Genomic DNA, 18465 nt, shown 5'->3' with positions numbered 1-18465 from the left:
TTGAAACGTGTAGCGTTTCAAAGGCAATCCGCTCTAGGAACAGTCCAAGTATTAAATTCTACTTGCCATCCGCGCCCGGCAAAAAACCGCCATTGGAAAGCACCTCGCGCTCGTCCCCGTTCTCCACGGGAAAGAGCTCTTCCTCCAGCTCCGCAAGGCTGGGGTTTTCCTTGGCCGAAGCGTCGGGCGTATCTGGGGCCGCGTCAAATACGGCCGCAGCCGCCGTACCTTCGTAGCCGTCCGTATCAGCTTCGGGCCGGGCGGCGGCAGAGGGAGCGGCTTTGATACGGGGCCCTTCCTCGCCCAAAGGGGGCAGCCAGGCTTCGGGTAAATCTTCGGGCAAATCCTCGGCTAAAACATTGGGCTGTACGCCCGCATCCATGGGCGGCGCGGGTTCGGGCCGTACTTCCTGTACCGGGGGGGCAGGGGAAATTTCGTCTTCCGGCTCCGGTGCGACCGAGGTCGGCGGCGTTGCCGCACGGCCAGGTTCGGACTCTTCCGCAGAAATGGAGGCCGCGCCAGGCTCAGGCGCTGACGGGGCCGCAGGGACGGGCGTTGGAGGCTGTATCGCCCCGGGAACGGCAGCTTCCTGGGGCAGGTCCGGTTCGAAGTCGGATTCAGAGGCCGTATCAACAGTGGGCACAGCTTCCGGCTCAGGGATAATCTCGGAAGCAGCATCAGAGGCGGCCTCAGGCGAATGGTCCGGCTCGGGCGCGAGCGTCGCGATTCTGCGTACTTCGCGCTCCACCAGCTCATGCACGGCGGGCGCGTCCTTTTCCTCGTCCTCGCGCACGGGCAAAGCCAGATGGCTCAGAATGCCGTCCACCAGATCCCGGAAATGCTCGCGCCGACTGTCCACGCTGCCGCTGACGCTTTCAGCCACCAGGCCGCCGCGTTCAACGGCCGTGTCGCCGTTGACGATCCATTGCTTGAGTTCCGGCGCGCGCTCGCGCGCGGCCATGAACATGTCGCTGACCGTGGCCTCATCCTCGGGATTGACGCGTACGGTCACGGTAGCCCGGTCTTCCAGCAGGTTCAGGGCCTCCAGAACCAGAGAGCGCAAAATGGCCACATGCTCTTTGTCCAGCAACCAGCCCGTGCCCGCGCCGACGGCCGTCCGCACCAGCTCCACCAGTTCCTCGCGCCAGGAATCGCCGATGGCCTGCCGCTGGGCGTCAATGGCGCGCAGCACCACGGCCAGGGACTGCCCCAGATCCGCGCGGAATTCCCTGAGTTCATCCCCGGCCTGATCCATACCGGCCTGAAAGCCCTCGTCATGGGCCGCCTCGCGGATGCGTTCGGCCTCTTCACGCGCGGCCCTGGCCGCGGCCAGTTCCGCGGCGGCCTGCTCCTGGGCTGTTTTGCCCGCCGCCTTGAGGGCTTCGCCTTCGCGGACCAGTTTTTGGCGCTCGGCTTCGGCCTCGGCCCTGGTCTCTTCCAACACTTTCTGGCGTTCGGCATAGGCAGCGCCGAGAATTTCGCGCGCCCGGTCCGCCGCCCTGGCGCGCACCCGCTCCAGATAATCTTCCTGCTGCTCCCGCTTGAGCCGCTCGCGGCGCATGGGCTCCTGCATGGCGTCCAGTTGCTCCACGGTGGCTTCGCGCTCCCCCATGAAGATGGTGCCCCATTTTTTGCGCAATTCGTCTGACGCCATGGCCGCTTCCCGCAGTTACAGATTGAGCCGCCGCCGGGGCCGCACGAAGGTTGGAGCATTTCAACGTTGAAAATGTTGAAATGCTCTGGTGGCGGCGTCAGCTTTGAAATGCAGTGCATTTCAAAGCTGATCCGCTCTAGACGAAGACCTCGCCCGCGCCCCGGCTGACCACCACCTTGTTTTCGGCTTCCAGGCGGCGCACGATCTTGACGATGTTCTGCTGGGCGGTTTCCACGTCCGAAAGTTTGGTGGGCCCCATGAATTCCAGCTCCTCGCGGATCATGTTGCCCGCGCGCTCGGACATGTTCTTGAAAAACTTGTCCTTGAGGTCGTCGCTGGCGCCGCGCAGGGCCAGGGTAAGATCCTCGTTGGAAATCTCCTTGAGCAGTTCGCGCACGCCCCGGTCGTCGATATTCTTGCAGTCCTCGAAGACGAACATGAGGTTGCGGATGTCCTCGGCCATCTGGGCGGAGTCTTCCTCGATTTCCGACAGCACTTCCTCTTCCGTGGCACGGTCCACGGCGTTGAGGATTTCGGCCACGGACTGCACGCCGCCCACTTTTTTGCCTTCCTTGCCGCCCATGGCGATAAGCTGGCTGGTGAGCACCTTGTCCACTTCCATGAGCATGTCTTCGGGCACGGATTCCAGTTTGGCCAGACGCGTGAGCACTTCGGAGCGCACGCCGGCGGGCAGGCTTGTCAACAAATTGGCGGCCTGGTCCGGATTGAGGTGGCCCATGATCAGGGCCAGGGTCTGGGGATGCTCATTGCGCAGGATCTGCGAGAGCAGACGCGGGCTGACCTGTTCCAGTTCCCGGAAAGGCGCGGGGCCGGTATCCAGACTCAGGGAGTCCATGACATACTTGGCGGTTTCCGGATCCAGATTCTTGACCAGCAGACGCTTCACGGTATCGCTGCCGCCGGAGATCATATCCACGCCGTCCACCAGGGATTCATGGAACTCGCGCAGCACTTCCTCCACGGTTTCCCTGGGCACGGGCTCCAGTTCCACAATGGCTTTGGAGACGTCGGCTATTTCCTGCCGCTCCATGCGCTTGAAGACGTCAGCCGTAAATTTGTCGCCCATGGCGAGCAACAGCACGGCAATACGCTGATGGCCGGTCAACTCCATCCCCTACTCCTTAAAAGTAATTACACTTGAGATTTCCGCTTGACGGCGGGCAAAGCCCGCCTACGGAAATCTCGCGAGCCTTGCTCCACTTCGTCTCGCAAGGCCGAGCATTTTAACAGTAAAGAGAATTTCATGGTGAAAATGCTCTAAAGCTCGGGTACGCGCGCACTGGAGGGCGTCCGTTGTTATTTTTCCCTGTCCTCAAGCCAGCGCCGGATCAGCCGGACAGCCTGGTCCATGTGCTGTTCCGTGAAGTGGAAGAGGCGCAATTTCAACTCCTCCACCCGCTGGTTGGTTTCCTTCTGGGCATGCCGCAAAGCCTTGAGCTCGGCCAGGGAAGGCAGGCGGGACGTTCCCCCGCCCCCGGACGGCAGCGATTTAAGATCAGGCCTTTGCTGTTTCATCATTCCTCATCCATCCGCGCACCAAGGTCACCACCTGTTCCATGTGATTGTCGGAAAGGGTAAAGATGTGCGCTTTCAGGGCTTCAATATCCTTGAACACCAACTCGCCGTCATCCTCTTCCTGTTCGGGACCTTCCTCGTCGGCCTTGGCCGCTTCTTCCAGGGCTTCGTACAGGGCAAGCTGTTCCTCGGCCGCGGGCAGGCCTTCCAGGCCTTCCACCATTTCCCCGGCTTCCACCTTGGGCCGGATCAGTGCCAGCACCACTGGCCGCACGATCAGCATCAGGAAGAGGAAGGCCAGCAGGGCGTTAAGCAACGGTTTGCCCAGACGCTCGGCGTAATCGGCCAGCAAGTCGGCGAAATTGGGGTCCTTGGGCGGTTCCGAATCGGTAAAGGGAGCGGAACTCACCTCCAGCAAGTCGCCGCGCCCCTTGTCCAGGCCCACGGCGTTGGAAACCAGCTGCCGCACGCGATCCAGCTCTTCCGCCTTGCGGGGCACAAAGGACCATTTGCCGTCAGCCTTTTCATACGTCCCATCAATGATAACCGCAACGGTCAGGCGGCGCAAATCCCCCACATTGGCGACGATCTGCTGCTCTTCCTTGTTGATTTCGTAGTTGGTGGTGCGGGTTTCGCGGGTGCCGTTCTGGTCTGAAACGGAGCCGGTGATGCCGTCGCCGCGAAAATTGGTGTCCGGCGCGCCCGCTTCAAGATTGGCCCGGCCCTGCTGGCTTTCCTCACTGCGCTGTTCGCTGCGCACGGCGGTTTTTTCAGGGTCGAAAAATTCCCGGCGAATGGTTTTCTGGCTGAAATCCATGTCCGCGTTGACCTTGGCGATGACCCGGCCCGGCCCGAACAGGGGTTGCAGCATTTCCTCAATGCGCCGTTCCAGATTGCGCTGCACCTGAAGGCGATGCTCCATCTGGGTGCTGCTGGCACCGGCCAGGCTGTCTTCTTCCGGCTGATAGAGCACCTTGCCGCCGTTATCCGTGATGGACACGTGGCCCTTGTCCAGGCCTTCCACGGCCATGAGCATCATGTTCAGGATGGCGCTGATTTCTTTCTGATCGGGCTTGCTGTTGGGATTGGTCAGTTTGAGCACCACCGAGGCCGAGGGGGACTGGCGCTCCTCCACAAAAAGACTGCGCTGGGGGATGACCAGATGCACGCGGGCGCTTTCCACGCTGGGGAATTCACTGATGGTGCGCGAAAGTTCGCCCTGGAGCGCGCGGGTGTAGTTGATTTTCTGCACAAAGTCGGTCTGGCCCACCTTGACCTTGTCAAAAATTTCAAAGCCGATGCCCTGCCCCACCAGACCGCCTTCTCCGGCGATCTTGATGCGCTGGTCGTAGACCACTTCCTTGGGCACCATGATGGTGGCCCCGTTGTCGGCCAGCTGATAGGGAATTTTGTCGGTCTGCAGGGCCTTGACCACATGGCTGGCGTCTTCCGCCCCCAGATTGGAATAGAGCACACGGTATTCGGGTCGGCCCACCCAGACCGAGAGTCCGATGACAGCCGCGAGCAGCGCCACCGCGCCGCCTGCCACGGCCACGCGCTGAATGACGCTCATCTTGCTCCAGATTCCCTTCAGAGTGTCCACGAAATTCGCAATGAAAGCGGGCATGGCGTTTCCCCCGGTCCTTTCTCAGTCTTTCCGGCAGCAAGCCGGGCATTGCCCAGGAATAGCAATTGCCATGCCAATTTTTAACACATTGAAAAACAACAATATTTAATAAAATACAAGGCGAGTCGTCCTGATTGTTCAAATTTGTGACGCAAGACCAGAAAACAGTCAGCCCCGCGCCGGACACGGACGCGGGGCTGACTGTTGTGCGGAAAGAAATTTTTTTATCGTGCGGGAAATGCGGACCTGTCGCAGGAAAGTGTCGTCACGAGATAGATTTTCGTGTTATATCAAGGAAAACAAGCCCGTTTTGAAGGAGTGTACTCTTATGGTACTCGGCTGAAAAAGCGGGCGAAGTTTGACGCAGAGATAACCGAAAAGATATTCGTGACGACGCTTTCTAGAATTGCATCTTGGAAATTTCCTTATACGCCTCCAACACCTTGCCGCGCACGGCGCTGGTCAGCTTCATGGCCAGGCTGGATTTCTGCATGGTGATCATCAGCTCATGCACGTTCTGGCTGCGGCCCGAGGCGAAGTCGTCAATGGCCTGGGCCTTGGCGCTCTGCAGCTCATTGACCTTGTTCAGCGAGCCTTTGATCGTGTCGCCGAAGCTGTTGGACGGCGTGACGGGCGTGTGCTGCTGGTCGGGGTAGCGGATGAAATCGGCCTGCGCGCCGAAAGTCTCCCCTTTGTCCACGCTGTCGCGCAGCAGGCTCTGGTCCAGGGTGTGGGAAAACAAGGTCTGTTTGCCCACGGGCATGCCCTGCTTGAGAGAGCCGTCCACCTTGTTGAAGTGCTGCAACGCATCGCTGTAGGCCCGCAAGCCCAGTGCCTGAACGCTCATGACATACTCCTATCGACTTGCACGGCCTATGACTTGCCGATTTCCAGGGCCTTGTTGTACATGCCCTTGATGGCTTCCACGGTGGTGACATTGGCTTCGTAATTGCGCTGGGCGCTCATCAGGTTGGCCATTTCCTCCACCACATTGATGTCCGGATACGAAACATAGCCCTCGGCGTTGGCGTCGGGATGCCCAGGCTCATAGACCTGCTTGAGCGGGCGCTTGTCCATGGTCACGGCCATGACGCGCACGCCCTTGAGCTCGCGGTCCAGGGCCGAGCGCATGTGCACGGAAAAAGGATCGTCCACGTCCGTTGCCGCCTGCACCACGGTGCGCCGCCGGTAGGGGCCGCCCTGGGGCGTGCGCGTGGTTTTGGCGTTGGCCAGGTTCATGGAGATGGTGTTGATACGGGTGCGGTCTGCCGTCAGTCCGGAAGCGCCGATATCGAGTGCGGTCAGAAAATCCATAACGATCTCCCAGCTAAGCCTGCTTGCCGTCCTGGATTATGGTGGACATGCCTTCGAAGGTTTTGCTCATAATCTGGGTAAGCGCGGTGTATTGCAGCTGATTCTTAGCGTGCTTGGCCATTTCCTTGTCCAGGCTGACGCGGTCCTCGCCGTGGATCTGGCGCGGCTTGAACTGCTTGGACCATTCAGGGCCGAAATTGTCCGGATTAAAGGCCGCCGGCATATGCCCTTCGCTGGTGGCGCTCATGCGCCCCTTCATGTCCAGGCCCAGCGCGCTTTGCAGTTCTTTTTCAAAAGCCAGCTCGCGCGGCTTGTAGTTGGGCGTTTCCACATTGGCCAGGTTGCTGGTGATCACGTTCTGCCGCTGCAGCTGCATATCCATGACCCGGCTGACAAGACCGATCTGGCTGTTGAACATACTTTTCATAAAGCCTCCCGCATTCCCGACAGGAATGCCTGCCCCGGAGAAGCAAAGTTTGTTCCACAGTCTGTTTTATGTACGAATTCAGATAATTGCAGATAAAAGATAAAAGCCGCGCCAAGGTTTTGGCGCGGCCGAAGTCCCTTCAGAGCGGGGACAGGATGCGGCGAAAGTCAGGATTCCGGCAAGGGCGTTTTTCCGAACAGGGCCATGACGCCGCTCAGAGGCGCATCTGGGCGTCCGTGACGCCGAGGCCGCGCAGCCGCAGATAGACTTCGGCGCAGGCCTGCGCGTCGGAGGCGGCATTGTGGTGGTTGAGCGCGATGCCGAAATACTCGCAGACCAGATTGAGTTTTTTGGACGGCAGGGGCAGGCTGCGCCGCGAACCTTTCAGGGTGCAGAGAAAAGGCGCCTCCGGCGCGGGCAGACCGGCGGCACGGCAACAGGCAAGGAGCACGCGCCGGTCAAAGGAGGCGTTGTGCGCCAGCAGAAAATGCGCTCCGCACAATATCGCGCCCGCTTCCGGCCAAGCCTGGGCGAAGGTGGGCGCGTCCCTGAGCATGGGCCAGGTCAGGCCGTGGATTTCCGTAAACAGCACGCGCGCGGACGGCGGCCGCAACAGACGGTAAAAGCAATCCGTAACGCGGCCGTCCTCAATGCGCGCAAGGCCCACAGCGCAGGCGCTGTGGGCCGCATAGCCGGACGTTTCAAAATCAATGGCCACACAGGGGCCGCTCAGTACGCTCATGCCCCGGCGGCAGCGGCACGGGCGGCTTCGGCCAGACGGGCGGCGATATACGCGCGCATGGCCGCGTCGTCCTCATCCAGGTTGAAGCAGCAGGCATCCTCGCCCATCAGGCCCTCGGGCACGTAATCGCCCTTTTCGTCCGGATCCGTAATCATGTCGGCGTAAAAGCAGACGGACAGCCAGCGGCTTTCCGGTTCGTCGTCCACCACGTCCACCAGCACGAAAAGCTCGCGCTTCCGCTGCGCCTCATGCCGGGCGCGCAGGGAATAACTGATGCCCGGCCGGGCCTTGAAATCCAGGCTCACGCCGGACAGGCCCACGAGAAAGTCCTTGTAGACCACGAAAGCCTCTTTGGCCTTCAACGGATCAGCCTGCCAGTTGTCCAGAAAATCCCGCACGTCCTGCGGGCACACAGCGCTCATATCCACTCCTTGCATTTTAGAACAATTTCATTTTGAAATTGCCCTGCTGACGCGAAAGCGGCAGCCGCCACAACGCGGCGTGGATTCTGGCGAAGCGACCGAAGGCAGCCCGAAGGGCTGTCCCCGTTGCGACAACGGAGCCATACGGGGAGCGACAGCAACGATAACCACGTTTTTCGCCAGAATGCCGACTTTGAAATTTATAAAATTTCAAAGTTCCTCTGCTCCAGGCCCGCCGCTCACCGGCTCCACTGCCAGGGCGGCGTGCTCATATTCAGGCCCCAGAGACCACGCCGGTCCACAACGGCCTGATGCTCCTGAATGTACCAGCGGCGGCAGAACATGGCCTTGCACGTCGAACGGTTCACCCACGCCAGGCCCTCGACCAAAAGCTGGTAATTGACGGATGTTCCGGCAACCTGGACCAGGGCGCTCACCGCGCCCTTGTCGTCCTCGCCCACGCTGTCCACGCCCACCTTGGTGCCCTTGGGCATCAGTCGGAGCAGAAAGTCCCGCGCATCGGGGCCGAAGGGCTGGCTCAGAGAGGGCGCGTCAATGCCGTAAAAACGGAGAATGGCGGTAGGCTCGTCCCTGTCCGCCTTTTCGCTGACCGAGACGGTGTTGCCGTCCTCCACCCGCACCACATAAGCATCCCAGGCGCGTGCGTCAGGGCAGAGCCAAAGGAAAAGAAAAATGACCAGCAAACAGGCTCCGGCCCGCATACCCATGCGCTCTCCTCTGCCGCCGGAATAGCGGCGGCGACGTCGCGCGATTCCGTCCGCGACGCGGATCGGCGGCGGGCGGAACGCAATGCCGGAAATAATGCCCGCGCCGCAACGCCTTTGTCAAGGCATGCGGCGCGGGGCATCAACTGTGCCGCGTGGGCGGCGAAAGCCGCCGCCCGCGCGGCCAGATCTTTGCAAACAGGGAATTGTCGTTAGCCCCAGACGGTCCGGCCAATCTGGTAGGCCCCCACAGCTATGGCATAAGCCAGCGCCGTGTTGAACAGGATGCTGAAAGCCACCCAGCCCCAGCTTCCGGCCTCCTGCCGGATGACCACCAGGGCCACGAAGCAGGGCGAATAGAGCAGCACGAAGAGCATCAGGGACAGGGCCGTGGCCTTGGACCAGGAGGGATCGCTCTTGAGGCGTTCGGCCAGAGGCGCGGCGTCTTCGGGGTCCTGCTCGCCCAGCGCATATGCGGTGCCCATGGTGGCGACCACGGCTTCTTTGGCGGCGATGCCGGCCAGCAGGGCGATGTCCGTACGCCAGTCAAAACCGGCGGGTTTGGTCACGGGCTCCACGAACCTGCCGAGACGCCCGGCCACGGAGTAGGCCAGCTCCTCTTCGCCGAGTTGGTCTCGCGCATCGGCCAGTTCCCCTTCCAGGGCCTCGCGTCCCTCGGCGCCTTCAGGCAGCGCGTTGACCTGCGTTTCGAGCTGTTCGATCTTCTGCTCAAAAGGAGCGGCGGCTTCTTCAGGCAGGGACGGGAAGGTCATGGCGGCCCAGATCACCACGGAAATGGCCAGAAGCACGGTACCGGCCTTTTTCAAATACATCCAGGCGCGTTCCCAGCAGTGCAGCAACACGCTGAACAATGTGGGCATGCGGTACGGCGGCAGTTCCATGACAAAAGGCGTGGCTTCGCCCTTGACGATGGACGAACGCAGCAGGCGGGCCACCACCAGAGCCGCCACCCAGCCGGTAATCATGATCAGGAACATGACCGTGGCCGCGTTTTCCGGGAAAAAGGCCCCGGCCAGCAGCAGGAAGACCGGCAGTTTGGCCCCGCAGGTCATGTACGGCAAAGTCAGCAGGGTCGCCAGCTTTTCCTTGGGGCTGCGCAGGGTGCGGGTGGCCATGGCCCCGGGAATGGCGCAGCCGCCCGCGATGCCGCCGGAAATGACATAGGGCATCACCGAGGCGCCGTGCAGGCCGAAGAAGCGGAAAATCCGGTCCATCATATAGGCCATGCGGGCCATGTAGCCGCTGTCTTCCAGAAAGGAGATCAGGGCGAACATGATCATGATCAGGGGCACGAAACTGACCACGCCGCCCACACCGGCGATGATGCCGTCCACGACCAGGGACTGGGCCAAGCCCTCGGGCAGCACGCTGGTGCAGAAGTCGCCCAGCCAGGCAAAACCGTCTTCCACCCAGCCCTGGGGATACGCGCCGACCTCAAAGGTGATCTGATAGATCATGTAGAGCACGCCAAGCATGATCAGCGGGCCGAAAAAGGCATTGGTCAGCACTTTGTCCAGCTTGTCGGAAAGAGCCAGACGGCTTTTGCCCGGATCCTGACTCACAATGCCGTCACGCAGGATGCTGCGGATGTAGCCGTAACGGTGGTCCGTGATCACGGATTCCATATTGGTGTTGAGCGTGTCGCGGACATGCGCCACCGCCTTTTTGCAGATGGCTTCCAGTTCGGCCGTGGTTTTGGCGTCGGCGGCGCGGGCTTCCTTGAGCATGTCCCCATCGCCCTCAAGCAGCTTGAGCGCCACCCAGCGGGACTGGTACCGCGCGGCCAGCAGGCCGGAACTCTCAATGCCTTTTTCCAGCTCCAGAAGCGCGGTATCCAGGTCCGCGCCGTAGGAAAGACGCAAGGGGTCCCGTTTGCCCGCCCGGGCCAGGCCAACGGCCAGCTCCATGGCTTTTTTGAGTCCCTCGCCGGTACGGGCCACCATGGGCACCACCGGAATGCCCAGCATCCGGCTCAGCCGGTCCATATCAATATGGATGCCCGCGGCGCGGGCCTCGTCCATCATATTGCAGGCCAGCACAACGGGCATGCCCATTTCCAGCATCTGCACGGTCAGCAGCAGATTGCGTTCCAGAGCGGAGGAATCCACCACATCGATGACGGCCTGCACATTGTTGGCCGCCAGTTCGCGCCGGGCCACCAGTTCTTCCTGGGAATAGGCGGTCAGGCTGTAGGTTCCGGGCAGGTCCACAAGTGTCACCGGCTCGCCGTTGAAGACGAACTGGCCCTCCTTTCTGTCCACTGTCACGCCGGGGTAATTGCCCACATGCTGGCGGGCCCCGGTGTACCCATTGAACACCGTGGTTTTGCCGCAGTTGGGATTGCCCGCCAGCGCAATGCGCACCATTGCGGACGATCCGCTGTGCATTTCCTCCACCGATTTGAACTGCCTCACCGCACTCATGCCGGAACCTCCCCCATGGCATAACCGGCGGCAGGGACCACCTGCCGCCCACAATCCGTGACCCGAATATCTCTCATTGCCGGGACTCCATAAAAATGAAATTCATTTCCGAAATGAACTAGCTACTTGTCCTCCGGATGTCAAGCATTCATGAAGAGCGCAGGCATTCCCGCAATGAGGAGACGCCGCACGAATGCACCATATGGATGGGAATATTGCGCGACCTTGCCAACTGCATGGCTTTGCGCTTGGCCTCGTGGGAAATTTTGTTGGTGAACACGATCACCCTGTCCGGATTGCCGATCTTGTCCATGAAATTCCGTTCATTGCGGCTGATGCACTTAAGACTGTGGCCGCCTTCCTTAGCCGCCGCGATATACTCGGGCTTCAGCCTGTCCATGCCGCCGATCAAGGTAACGCACATAGCTTTTCTCCTGGCTATGGCCTTCCCGCTGACCCCCGTGGCGAAAAGAACCGTTTGTATCCGCTTTACGTGACCTCTTTATAATTGAAAATGAATTTCAAAGTCAAGATAATTTTCATAACCCCTGCCGATTTGCTGAAAAAATCCGCCGCAACGGCTGCCCTGCGTCAACAGGGCAAAGCCACCGTTTCCGACAGGCGCACAGTCACCACGTTCCGGCCGGGAAAAGCCTGGCTTGTGTAAAGCCAGTCGAGCCGGGCCGTCAGCCGCCGCGTCAATTCCAGTCCAAGCCCGAAACCGATGTCTCCCGCGAGATCGCTTTCTCTGGCCATGTAATTGACCACTTCGACCACGCCGCCGTGCTGGCTGATGTGAATGATACCGCGCAAGGTATGCTGGAATGCGTTCCGCACAACATTGCCCAGGACTATACGTGCCGCGGCCTCCGGCAAAAGCATCCGGCAGGGGGCCGTTTCCAGAACGAACTTCAGATCTTTTTCAATATATAATTTATTTGTATCATGGACTATCTCCTTCAGCAGCGCATCGATATCCACCATGCCGGGCGCGGGCATTTCCGCCACATCCCGTCCAAGCCATAACAGCGTTTCCACCAGATGGGTCATGGTATGCCCGGCACGGTCAATGCGCTGGACAATGGACTTTTCCATTTCCCGGTCCGTGCCACGGCGGCTCATAATCTTTCGCAGCAGTTCCGTGGCTGCGAGCACAACGCTGATGGGCGTACGCAATTCGTGGCTGCTGTACTGCAAAAACAGCCGTTCACGCTCCAGGCTTCGATGCTCGGCCACAAGGCTTTTCCGGATCAATGCGGCCAGCTTGTTCAATTCCGGATAGCAGAAGTCCGGCGGCGTCTCTTTCAGGCGTTGCTCGTCCAGTTCGGCGGCCCAGTCCGCCAGGGCCCTGGCCGGACGGGAGACTTTCCTGATCAACAGGCGGGTGAACAGAAACAGCGCGGCTATCGTCACGGCGCTGACGCCCAGGAGAATCCGTACGGTTTCGGCCATCTGGCGTCCTACCAGAGGGGACGCGTTTTCCTGTCTGACGCCCTGGCGCACGTAGTAGTCCTGCCCGTCCGCGCGCACGCGCATGACAAAGTTGAGCTGTTGCGGCGGATCGGGCCATGAGCCCAGATCATACTTGTAGAGAATCCCTTCCCGCAGCGGCGGCGTAAGATTGTCGCGCACCTCGGCGGGCATATCCTCCCAGCGGGGGGCTATCTCCAGGCCGTTGACGTTTTGCAGGCCCCGCCTGTCCGCGGTCGGGGTGCCAGCCGCGTATAGCTGCACGGCCTGTGCCAGGTTGGCCGAGATGATGCTGTCCAGTCCCTTGCCGAAAAAACTCAGACTCAGAAAGGCATAGCCGACTACCGGCAACAGGGCGATGCCCAGAAAAGAAAGACTCAAAAACCATGAAAGGCTGATTTTCCTGTCCATCAGGAAGTTCCCTCGCGCAGGGCCACGCCGTGGCCGGGCATGGTGTGCAGCAGATTCGTGTCAAAAGGGGCGTCAATGCTCTTGCGCAGATGAAAAAGATGCACCTTGAGACTGTCGCTGTCCGGCGGGTCGTCCCCCCAGACTTCGAAAAGCAGCTTCTGCCTGCTGACCGCCTCGGGCGATTGGCGCAGCAGCACGTGCAGGATGCGCCAGCCGATGGGCGAAAGTTGTATCAGTCTGCCCTGCCGCTCTACTCTGTGCTCCCTGACATCCATGAGCAGATCGCCGCAACGCAATATTCTGGCCTGGCCGCTGCGCCGCTGAGACAAGGCCTGCAGCCGCGCCACCAGTTCGCGCATTTCAAAGGGCTTGATCAGATAATCGTCGGTTCCTGCCGCGAAACCGGCGAGCTTGTCGTCAATATGTCCGCGTGCCGTAAGCATCAGAACGGGGGTGTCGTCGCCCTCCTGCCGCAGCCGGGCGCAGAGCGAAAGCCCGTCGAGAAGCGGCAGATTAAGGTCGAGCACAATGGCGTCGTAGGCCGTGCCGCATGCCGGAGCGCCTGCCAGTTGCAGGCCGTGCGCGCCGGTCCGGGCATAGTCGCAGTGCATGTTTTCCAGTGCGAGATATTCCACAATGGTTGTGGCCAGGTCCACATCATCTTCCACAAGCAGGATGTGCAGCATGGAGCGCCCCTCCCTTATCCGGAAGCGCCGGGCAATGAAGATTTTTATTCTCTGCCCCCAAAAACGAACTCCGCACGGAATGAACCAGATCAAGACATGGATGCGTTTCGCACAGGCTGAGCCTGACGCAGGCGGAGGGCAAAAAGACCATCAATCAGCGCTTCCTTGTTGTTTGGGCTCATAACGACCGCCCATGGCCTTGTATATTCCATTCTCCCAGGTGAGCAGCGTATACCGCGCCGAAAGCACGGACAATGCGGAATTGTCGGCTGTCGCCAGGGCCTCCAGATAATCCTTGAGCGACTCCCGGCCCTGGGCATGGCGCGTGCCGTAGTAGGCGGCAATGCGCCGGTCGCGTTCATGGACCTGCTGCGTCTGCTCCAGGGTCTGCCGTGCCAGAACGTAGGACGCGCAGGCGGTGTCCACCTCGTTGAGCGCCGTGGTCAGGCTTTGCACGAGGCTCAGCCGTGCGCTTTCAAAATCCGCTTCCGAAATTTTGACGTTCCAGCGCAGGGTATTCCAGTCCAGAAAGGGCAGGCTCAGGCTCGCCAGCCCCGTGAGCAGGGGCACATTGAAGAAGCGTCCGGCCGTGTCCGAACTGAGGTTGAGCGTGGAGCCCACGGTCAGGCGCGGGAACCAGGCGGCCCTGTCCGCCTCCAGGTTTTTGAAAGCCCCCTCCAGCCGCGCCTGGGCCGCATGGATGTCCGGCCTGGCGGCCAAGGCGGCAATGGGCACGTTGAGGTCCACGGGCACGGCGGCCACGGTCATGATGTCAGCGCCGTCGGGAGGGGGAGGCGTTTCGCCGGGCCGCATATTGCACAGATTGCGCAGCGTTTCCAGAGTTTCGGCCCGTTGCGTGCGCAGCTCCGTCAATATGTTCCCGGCATTGAGCAGGGACTGCTCGGCCTGAAGCGGCTCCACCACCGTGGCCTTGCCTTCCCGGTATCTCGCCCGGGCGATTTCAAGGATGCGCCGGTATGTCTCGGTATTGCGTTCCACCAGGGTGATGGATTGTTCGGTATACATCAGCCTGAACCAGGCGCTCACCACACTGTTGACAAGAGCCAGGCGCGCACCGGCCAGATCTTCCACGCTGGCGCGGTATTCCCAGGCCTTGGCGTCATAGGCGTCGCGCAGGCGCCGCCAGAGGTCCAGCTCATAACTCATGGCGGCCTCGCCCTGCCAGCTCTCCCGCCAGGTTTTTCCGTCCTCCAGATGGTGGCCCGGCTTGAGATTGCGGGAGACGGAAGCCGAGCCCCCGGCGGAAAAGCCCGGCAGCAGGTCCGACGTTATGAGCCGCGCTTCATACTGCGCCCGGTTGACGGCAACGGCGCTGGCCGCCAGGTCCGTGTTCCGCTCCAGGGCCAGTTCCACTGTCCGGTCCAGGGCCGCCAGACCATAGCCGCGCCACCATTCCGTATTCAGATTATAGCGGGCGGCCGTCTGCCGTTCAGAGACGACCGCGCTCATGATCTCCGCCCCGGAACGCTCTTTCGCGGCGCAGGCCGAAAGCAGTCCGGCCGGGACCAGGGCCAGCAGCAGGACCGGAACGCAACGGAACATGCAACGCTTTGCCATCATTCCCTCGAGAGCGCCTCAATGGGGTTGAGCCGCGACGCGTTGCGCGCCGGAACAAAGCCGAAGCAGGTGCCGATAAAGGACGAACAGGCCACGGCCAGCAGGATGGAATCCATGGAAAATCGCAGTGAAAATCCCAGGGAGAGCATACTCGCGGCCACGCTGATCAGACCGGCCAAAGCTATGCCCGCCACGCTGCCCACCAGGCAGATCAGCACGGCTTCCAGCAGAAACTGTTCCATGATATTGACGCGCCGCGCGCCCACGGCCATACGCAGGCCGATTTCGCGCGTGCGTTCGGTGACGGAAACCAGCATGATGTTCATGACGCCGATGCCGCCCACCACCAGTGCGATAAGGGCTATGCCCGTTATAAGCAGAGTCATGGTGCCGGTGGCGCTTTCGATGGTCTGCCGGATGCTGTCGGTGTTGAAGGTGGAAAAATCCTTGCTGCCGTGGCGTGCGGTGAGCAGCCGCGTGATGTTCCGCTCCGCCATGAGCGGCATGACGCCGTCCGCGACCTTGACCGTAATGGAGGCGATGCTGTGGGACCCCGTAATCCTGTACATGACCGTGGTGTACGGAGCCCAGATATTCAGCGTGTCCGAAGGGCCGAAGCCCATATCCTTCTTTTTGACCACGCCCACGACCCGCAGGGGGCGGCTGTTGAAGAGCAGAATCCGCCCTTCCGCCTGCCCGAGGGGAAACAGGCGCCGGCGCGTGTTCTCGTCGATGACCACCACGGACTCGTTGCGGCGCACGGCGTTCTCATCGAAAAAACCGCCCGAGGCCGGTTCCAGGCCCTTCACGTCAAAGTAACCGGCCCCCACGCCGTTGAGCTGCGCCGTAACCGAGATATTGCGGTACAGCAGCGTGCCGCTGGATGAAGCATTAGGGGTGCTGCTGGCGATATAGGGCTGCTGCGCCAGAATATCCGCATCGGCCACGGTCAGGGTGGTTATCTGGGCGGCCCGCTGGTCGCCGAAGCCCCTGCCGGGAAAGATGTCGATGGTGTTGGTGCCCATGGCGCTGATGTCGGCGATGATTTTTTCCTGCGAGCCCCGTCCCAAAGCCACCACGGAAACCACCGAGGCAATGCCGATGATAATGCCGAGCATGGTCAGGCAGGAACGCAGCTTGTGCGCCCAGATGGCTTGCAGGGACATTTTGACCGCCTCGCGCAACTGGTCGAGACGTCCCGTCATCCTGAGCACGGGACGGACCGTCGCGCCGTGGAGCGCGGCCGGGGCATGGGGCCGGGTGCGCTCGTCGGAAACGATGCGCCCGTCGCTGATACGGATGACCCGCGCCGCATGCGCCGCCACCTTGAGATCGTGCGTCACCACAATGACCGTATGGCCGCGCGCGTGCAGCTCTTTCAGAATCTTCATGACATTGTCGCCGCTGGCGGAATCCAGCGCGCCCGTGGGTTCGTCCGCCAGGATGATGCGCCCGCCGTTCATCAGGGCGCGCGCGATGCTCACGCGCTGCTGCTGGCCGCCCGAAAGCTCGGCGGGCAGATTGCGCAGCTTGTCGTTCAGATCCAGGTCCGCAAGCAGGGCGCGCGCCCTTTGCAGGCGTTCCGCCTTGCCTTCTCCGGCATAGACGGCGGGCAGGGCCACATTTTCCAGGGCCGACAGCCGGGACAGCAGATTGTAGCGCTGAAAAACAAAGCCCAGATGCGCGCAACGCAGGACAGACAGGGCGTCCGGATCCAGATCGGCCGTATCCTGGCCGTTGATGCGGCATATGCCGCTGCCGGCCTTGTCCAGGCAGCCCAATATATTCATGAGCGTGGACTTTCCCGAGCCGGACGGCCCCACGATGGCCACGAACTCCCCGTCCTCAATGGAAAAGCTCAGTTCGTGCAAGACCTGAACGCGGTTTTCGCCACTGCCGAAAAATTTGCTGACCGCGCTGACTTCAATGATCGGCATCAGTGCGGTCCTCCGGGGCCCGGTCCCTTGAGTTCGGTCCGGGCGTCCATTTCCTCCCTGGTGACGCGTCCGGCCACGACCTTTTCCCCTTCGCGCAGGCCGTCCACAATTTCCATGCGCACGCCGTCCGAAAGACCCGTGACCACCCTGCGCGCTTCCGTCCCCCCGTTATCCGCCAGTACCTGGACTATTTTGCCTTCAGGGCCGTCTTCGACCGCCAGCAGCGGCACGGTCAGTGCGTCCGCCTTTTCCGCCGTGACGATGACGGCCTGCACGGTCATGCCGATGCGCAGGCGGGCGTCGCCATTGTCCACCAGGGCCTTGCCGTAATAATACACGGCCGTGCCGGATGAGGAGGACGAGGAAGATGCGGACCCGGTCGAGGAAGACGAGGAACTCTCGTAGGTGCCGTCCGACAGGGTGGTCAGACCCGGATCAATGGACGTAAGAACGGCATGAGCCGACACGTCCGGCTCGCCCAGGATGGTGTAGGACACGGCCATGCCGGGCCGCACCGCCGGAATGTCGCCCTCGGAAATCTCAAGGCAGATCTCCATCCTGCCGAGATCGGCGATCTGGGCAATGGTAGGGGTGGACTGCGCGGCGTTGACCGTCTGTCCTTCCTCCACGGGAACCGACACCACCGTACCGGCCAGAGGCGCGGTGATTCTGGTATAACCCAGATTTTCCATGTCCGTGTTCACGGCCAGTTCCGTCTGGCGTACCAGGGCTTCCAGTTCCGCCACTTCGGCCCTGGCAAGGGCCCAGGCGGTTTCCGCGCTTTCCAGATCTTCCTGCGAGGCGGCCTCGCGGGCGCGCAGGGCCTTTTCGCGCCGGTACTGCCGCTCGGCGATGCGGCGGCTGATCTTTTTGGATTCCAGGCGCTCCTGATAGGATTGCAGCAGGGCCTTGTCCGTCTCCAGCTGGTTCTGTTGCGTGGTGGCGTTGATTTCGGCGATCAGTTCGCCTTTGTTCACCATCTGTCCCACCTGGACATGGATTTTGACGATCTGCCCGGAAACCTGTGCGCCCACCGTGACCAGCTGGGCCGCCTTGACCTCTCCCGTGGCGTTGACGACGTGACGCACGGCGCTTCTGCGGGCCGCATCACTCAGATAGATTATATCCGGACGCGAGGTGCCGCTTGTCCATAAGCCCAGGCCCACGGCCAGAACCGCGACTGCCAGAGCCATGCCCAGAAGCCGTTTTCCACCCGCTGTTTTGAGCTTCACGCCCGTCCGCCTGTTTTTCTTGTTGCTTTCATTGCGGTTCAAGCTAGGACGGCATGGGTTAACGCAAGGTTAAGAGTCGCATCTGGTTGCAACTATTTTTACAAACCTTTCCCGCCCAGGCGGAAAGGCTTTCCCCGGCCCTGTTTGGGACTAAAAAAATTACTAATTAATTTGACCCGCTGCCGGGCGGAATCAATACCTTATAATTAAAATAAATTTATTTATATTTACTTTTATTTTACATCTTCCTATATATACTC

General features: G+C 61.0%; 17 protein-coding genes. All 17 read right to left on the bottom strand.

What is annotated here, in order from left to right:
• Window positions 1-58: 58 nt before the first annotated feature.
• Entirely contained in the window at window positions 59-1654 is a 1596-nt protein-coding gene (locus AXF13_RS05150; RefSeq protein ID WP_062251910.1) for a FliH/SctL family protein, read from the bottom strand.
• 136 nt (window positions 1655-1790) lie between these two features.
• Window positions 1791-2786 (bottom strand): flagellar motor switch protein FliG, encoded by a 996-nt coding sequence (gene fliG, locus AXF13_RS05145; RefSeq protein ID WP_008683673.1) that lies wholly within the window; start codon window positions 2784-2786, stop codon window positions 1791-1793.
• Window positions 2787-2971: 185 nt separating this feature from the next.
• Window positions 2972-3190, bottom strand: a complete 219-nt coding sequence (locus AXF13_RS05140) for a flagellar M-ring protein FliF (RefSeq protein ID WP_223299978.1) — start codon at window positions 3188-3190, stop codon at window positions 2972-2974.
• On the bottom strand, window positions 3171-4817 hold the full coding sequence (gene fliF / locus AXF13_RS05135; protein WP_008683669.1) for a flagellar basal-body MS-ring/collar protein FliF: 1647 nt from the start codon (window positions 4815-4817) through the stop codon (window positions 3171-3173). Before fliF ends, AXF13_RS05140 begins: the two co-directional genes overlap by 20 nt.
• 400 nt (window positions 4818-5217) lie before the next feature.
• Window positions 5218-5664: a flagellar hook-basal body complex protein FliE gene (gene fliE / locus AXF13_RS17405; protein ID WP_008683665.1), complete on the bottom strand. Its 447-nt coding sequence runs from the start codon at window positions 5662-5664 to the stop codon at window positions 5218-5220.
• Window positions 5665-5690: 26 nt separating this feature from the next.
• On the bottom strand, window positions 5691-6131 hold the full coding sequence (gene flgC / locus AXF13_RS05125) for a flagellar basal body rod protein FlgC (RefSeq protein ID WP_008683663.1): 441 nt from the start codon (window positions 6129-6131) through the stop codon (window positions 5691-5693).
• A gap of 13 nt (window positions 6132-6144) precedes the next feature.
• Window positions 6145-6558, bottom strand: coding sequence for a flagellar basal body rod protein FlgB (gene flgB, locus AXF13_RS05120; RefSeq protein ID WP_008683661.1), 414 nt, complete (start codon window positions 6556-6558; stop codon window positions 6145-6147).
• A 214-nt stretch (window positions 6559-6772) separates the two neighbouring features.
• On the bottom strand, window positions 6773-7300 hold the full coding sequence (locus AXF13_RS05115) for a 3'-5' exonuclease (RefSeq protein ID WP_062251909.1): 528 nt from the start codon (window positions 7298-7300) through the stop codon (window positions 6773-6775).
• The gene (locus tag AXF13_RS05110) at window positions 7297-7722 is read right to left on the bottom strand and encodes a hypothetical protein (protein ID WP_008683657.1); all 426 of its coding nucleotides are present in this window, start codon (window positions 7720-7722) and stop codon (window positions 7297-7299) included. The genes AXF13_RS05115 and AXF13_RS05110 overlap by 4 nt, the downstream gene beginning before the upstream one ends.
• Before the next feature lie 239 nt (window positions 7723-7961).
• Window positions 7962-8450, bottom strand: coding sequence for a thermonuclease family protein (locus AXF13_RS05105; protein ID WP_062251908.1), 489 nt, complete (start codon window positions 8448-8450; stop codon window positions 7962-7964).
• Window positions 8451-8659: 209 nt separating this feature from the next.
• Window positions 8660-10891: a ferrous iron transport protein B gene (gene feoB / locus AXF13_RS05100; protein WP_150116082.1), complete on the bottom strand. Its 2232-nt coding sequence runs from the start codon at window positions 10889-10891 to the stop codon at window positions 8660-8662.
• A 148-nt stretch (window positions 10892-11039) separates the two neighbouring features.
• A complete protein-coding gene (locus tag AXF13_RS05095) occupies window positions 11040-11315 on the bottom strand; it encodes a DUF2325 domain-containing protein (RefSeq protein ID WP_008683651.1) in 276 nt (91 codons plus the stop codon).
• 167 nt (window positions 11316-11482) lie between these two features.
• On the bottom strand, window positions 11483-12772 hold the full coding sequence (locus AXF13_RS05090) for a sensor histidine kinase (protein ID WP_062251906.1): 1290 nt from the start codon (window positions 12770-12772) through the stop codon (window positions 11483-11485).
• A complete protein-coding gene (locus tag AXF13_RS05085; protein ID WP_062251905.1) occupies window positions 12772-13458 on the bottom strand; it encodes a response regulator transcription factor in 687 nt (228 codons plus the stop codon). Before AXF13_RS05085 ends, AXF13_RS05090 begins: the two co-directional genes overlap by 1 nt.
• A 150-nt stretch (window positions 13459-13608) precedes the next feature.
• Window positions 13609-15036 (bottom strand): TolC family protein, encoded by a 1428-nt coding sequence (locus AXF13_RS05080; protein WP_062254727.1) that lies wholly within the window; start codon window positions 15034-15036, stop codon window positions 13609-13611.
• Window positions 15036-16973, bottom strand: coding sequence for a MacB family efflux pump subunit (locus tag AXF13_RS05075; RefSeq protein ID WP_062251904.1), 1938 nt, complete (start codon window positions 16971-16973; stop codon window positions 15036-15038). The genes AXF13_RS05080 and AXF13_RS05075 overlap by 1 nt, the downstream gene beginning before the upstream one ends.
• Window positions 16973-18205, bottom strand: a complete 1233-nt coding sequence (locus tag AXF13_RS05070) for an efflux RND transporter periplasmic adaptor subunit (protein WP_062254725.1) — start codon at window positions 18203-18205, stop codon at window positions 16973-16975. The genes AXF13_RS05075 and AXF13_RS05070 overlap by 1 nt, the downstream gene beginning before the upstream one ends.
• Window positions 18206-18465: the final 260 nt, after the last annotated feature.

This window comes from Desulfovibrio fairfieldensis (assembly GCF_001553605.1).
Classification (GTDB): Bacteria; Desulfobacterota; Desulfovibrionia; order Desulfovibrionales; family Desulfovibrionaceae; genus Desulfovibrio; species Desulfovibrio fairfieldensis.
Note: the sequence above shows the minus strand (reverse complement) of the source record. Positions and strands in the feature narration are given on the sequence as shown.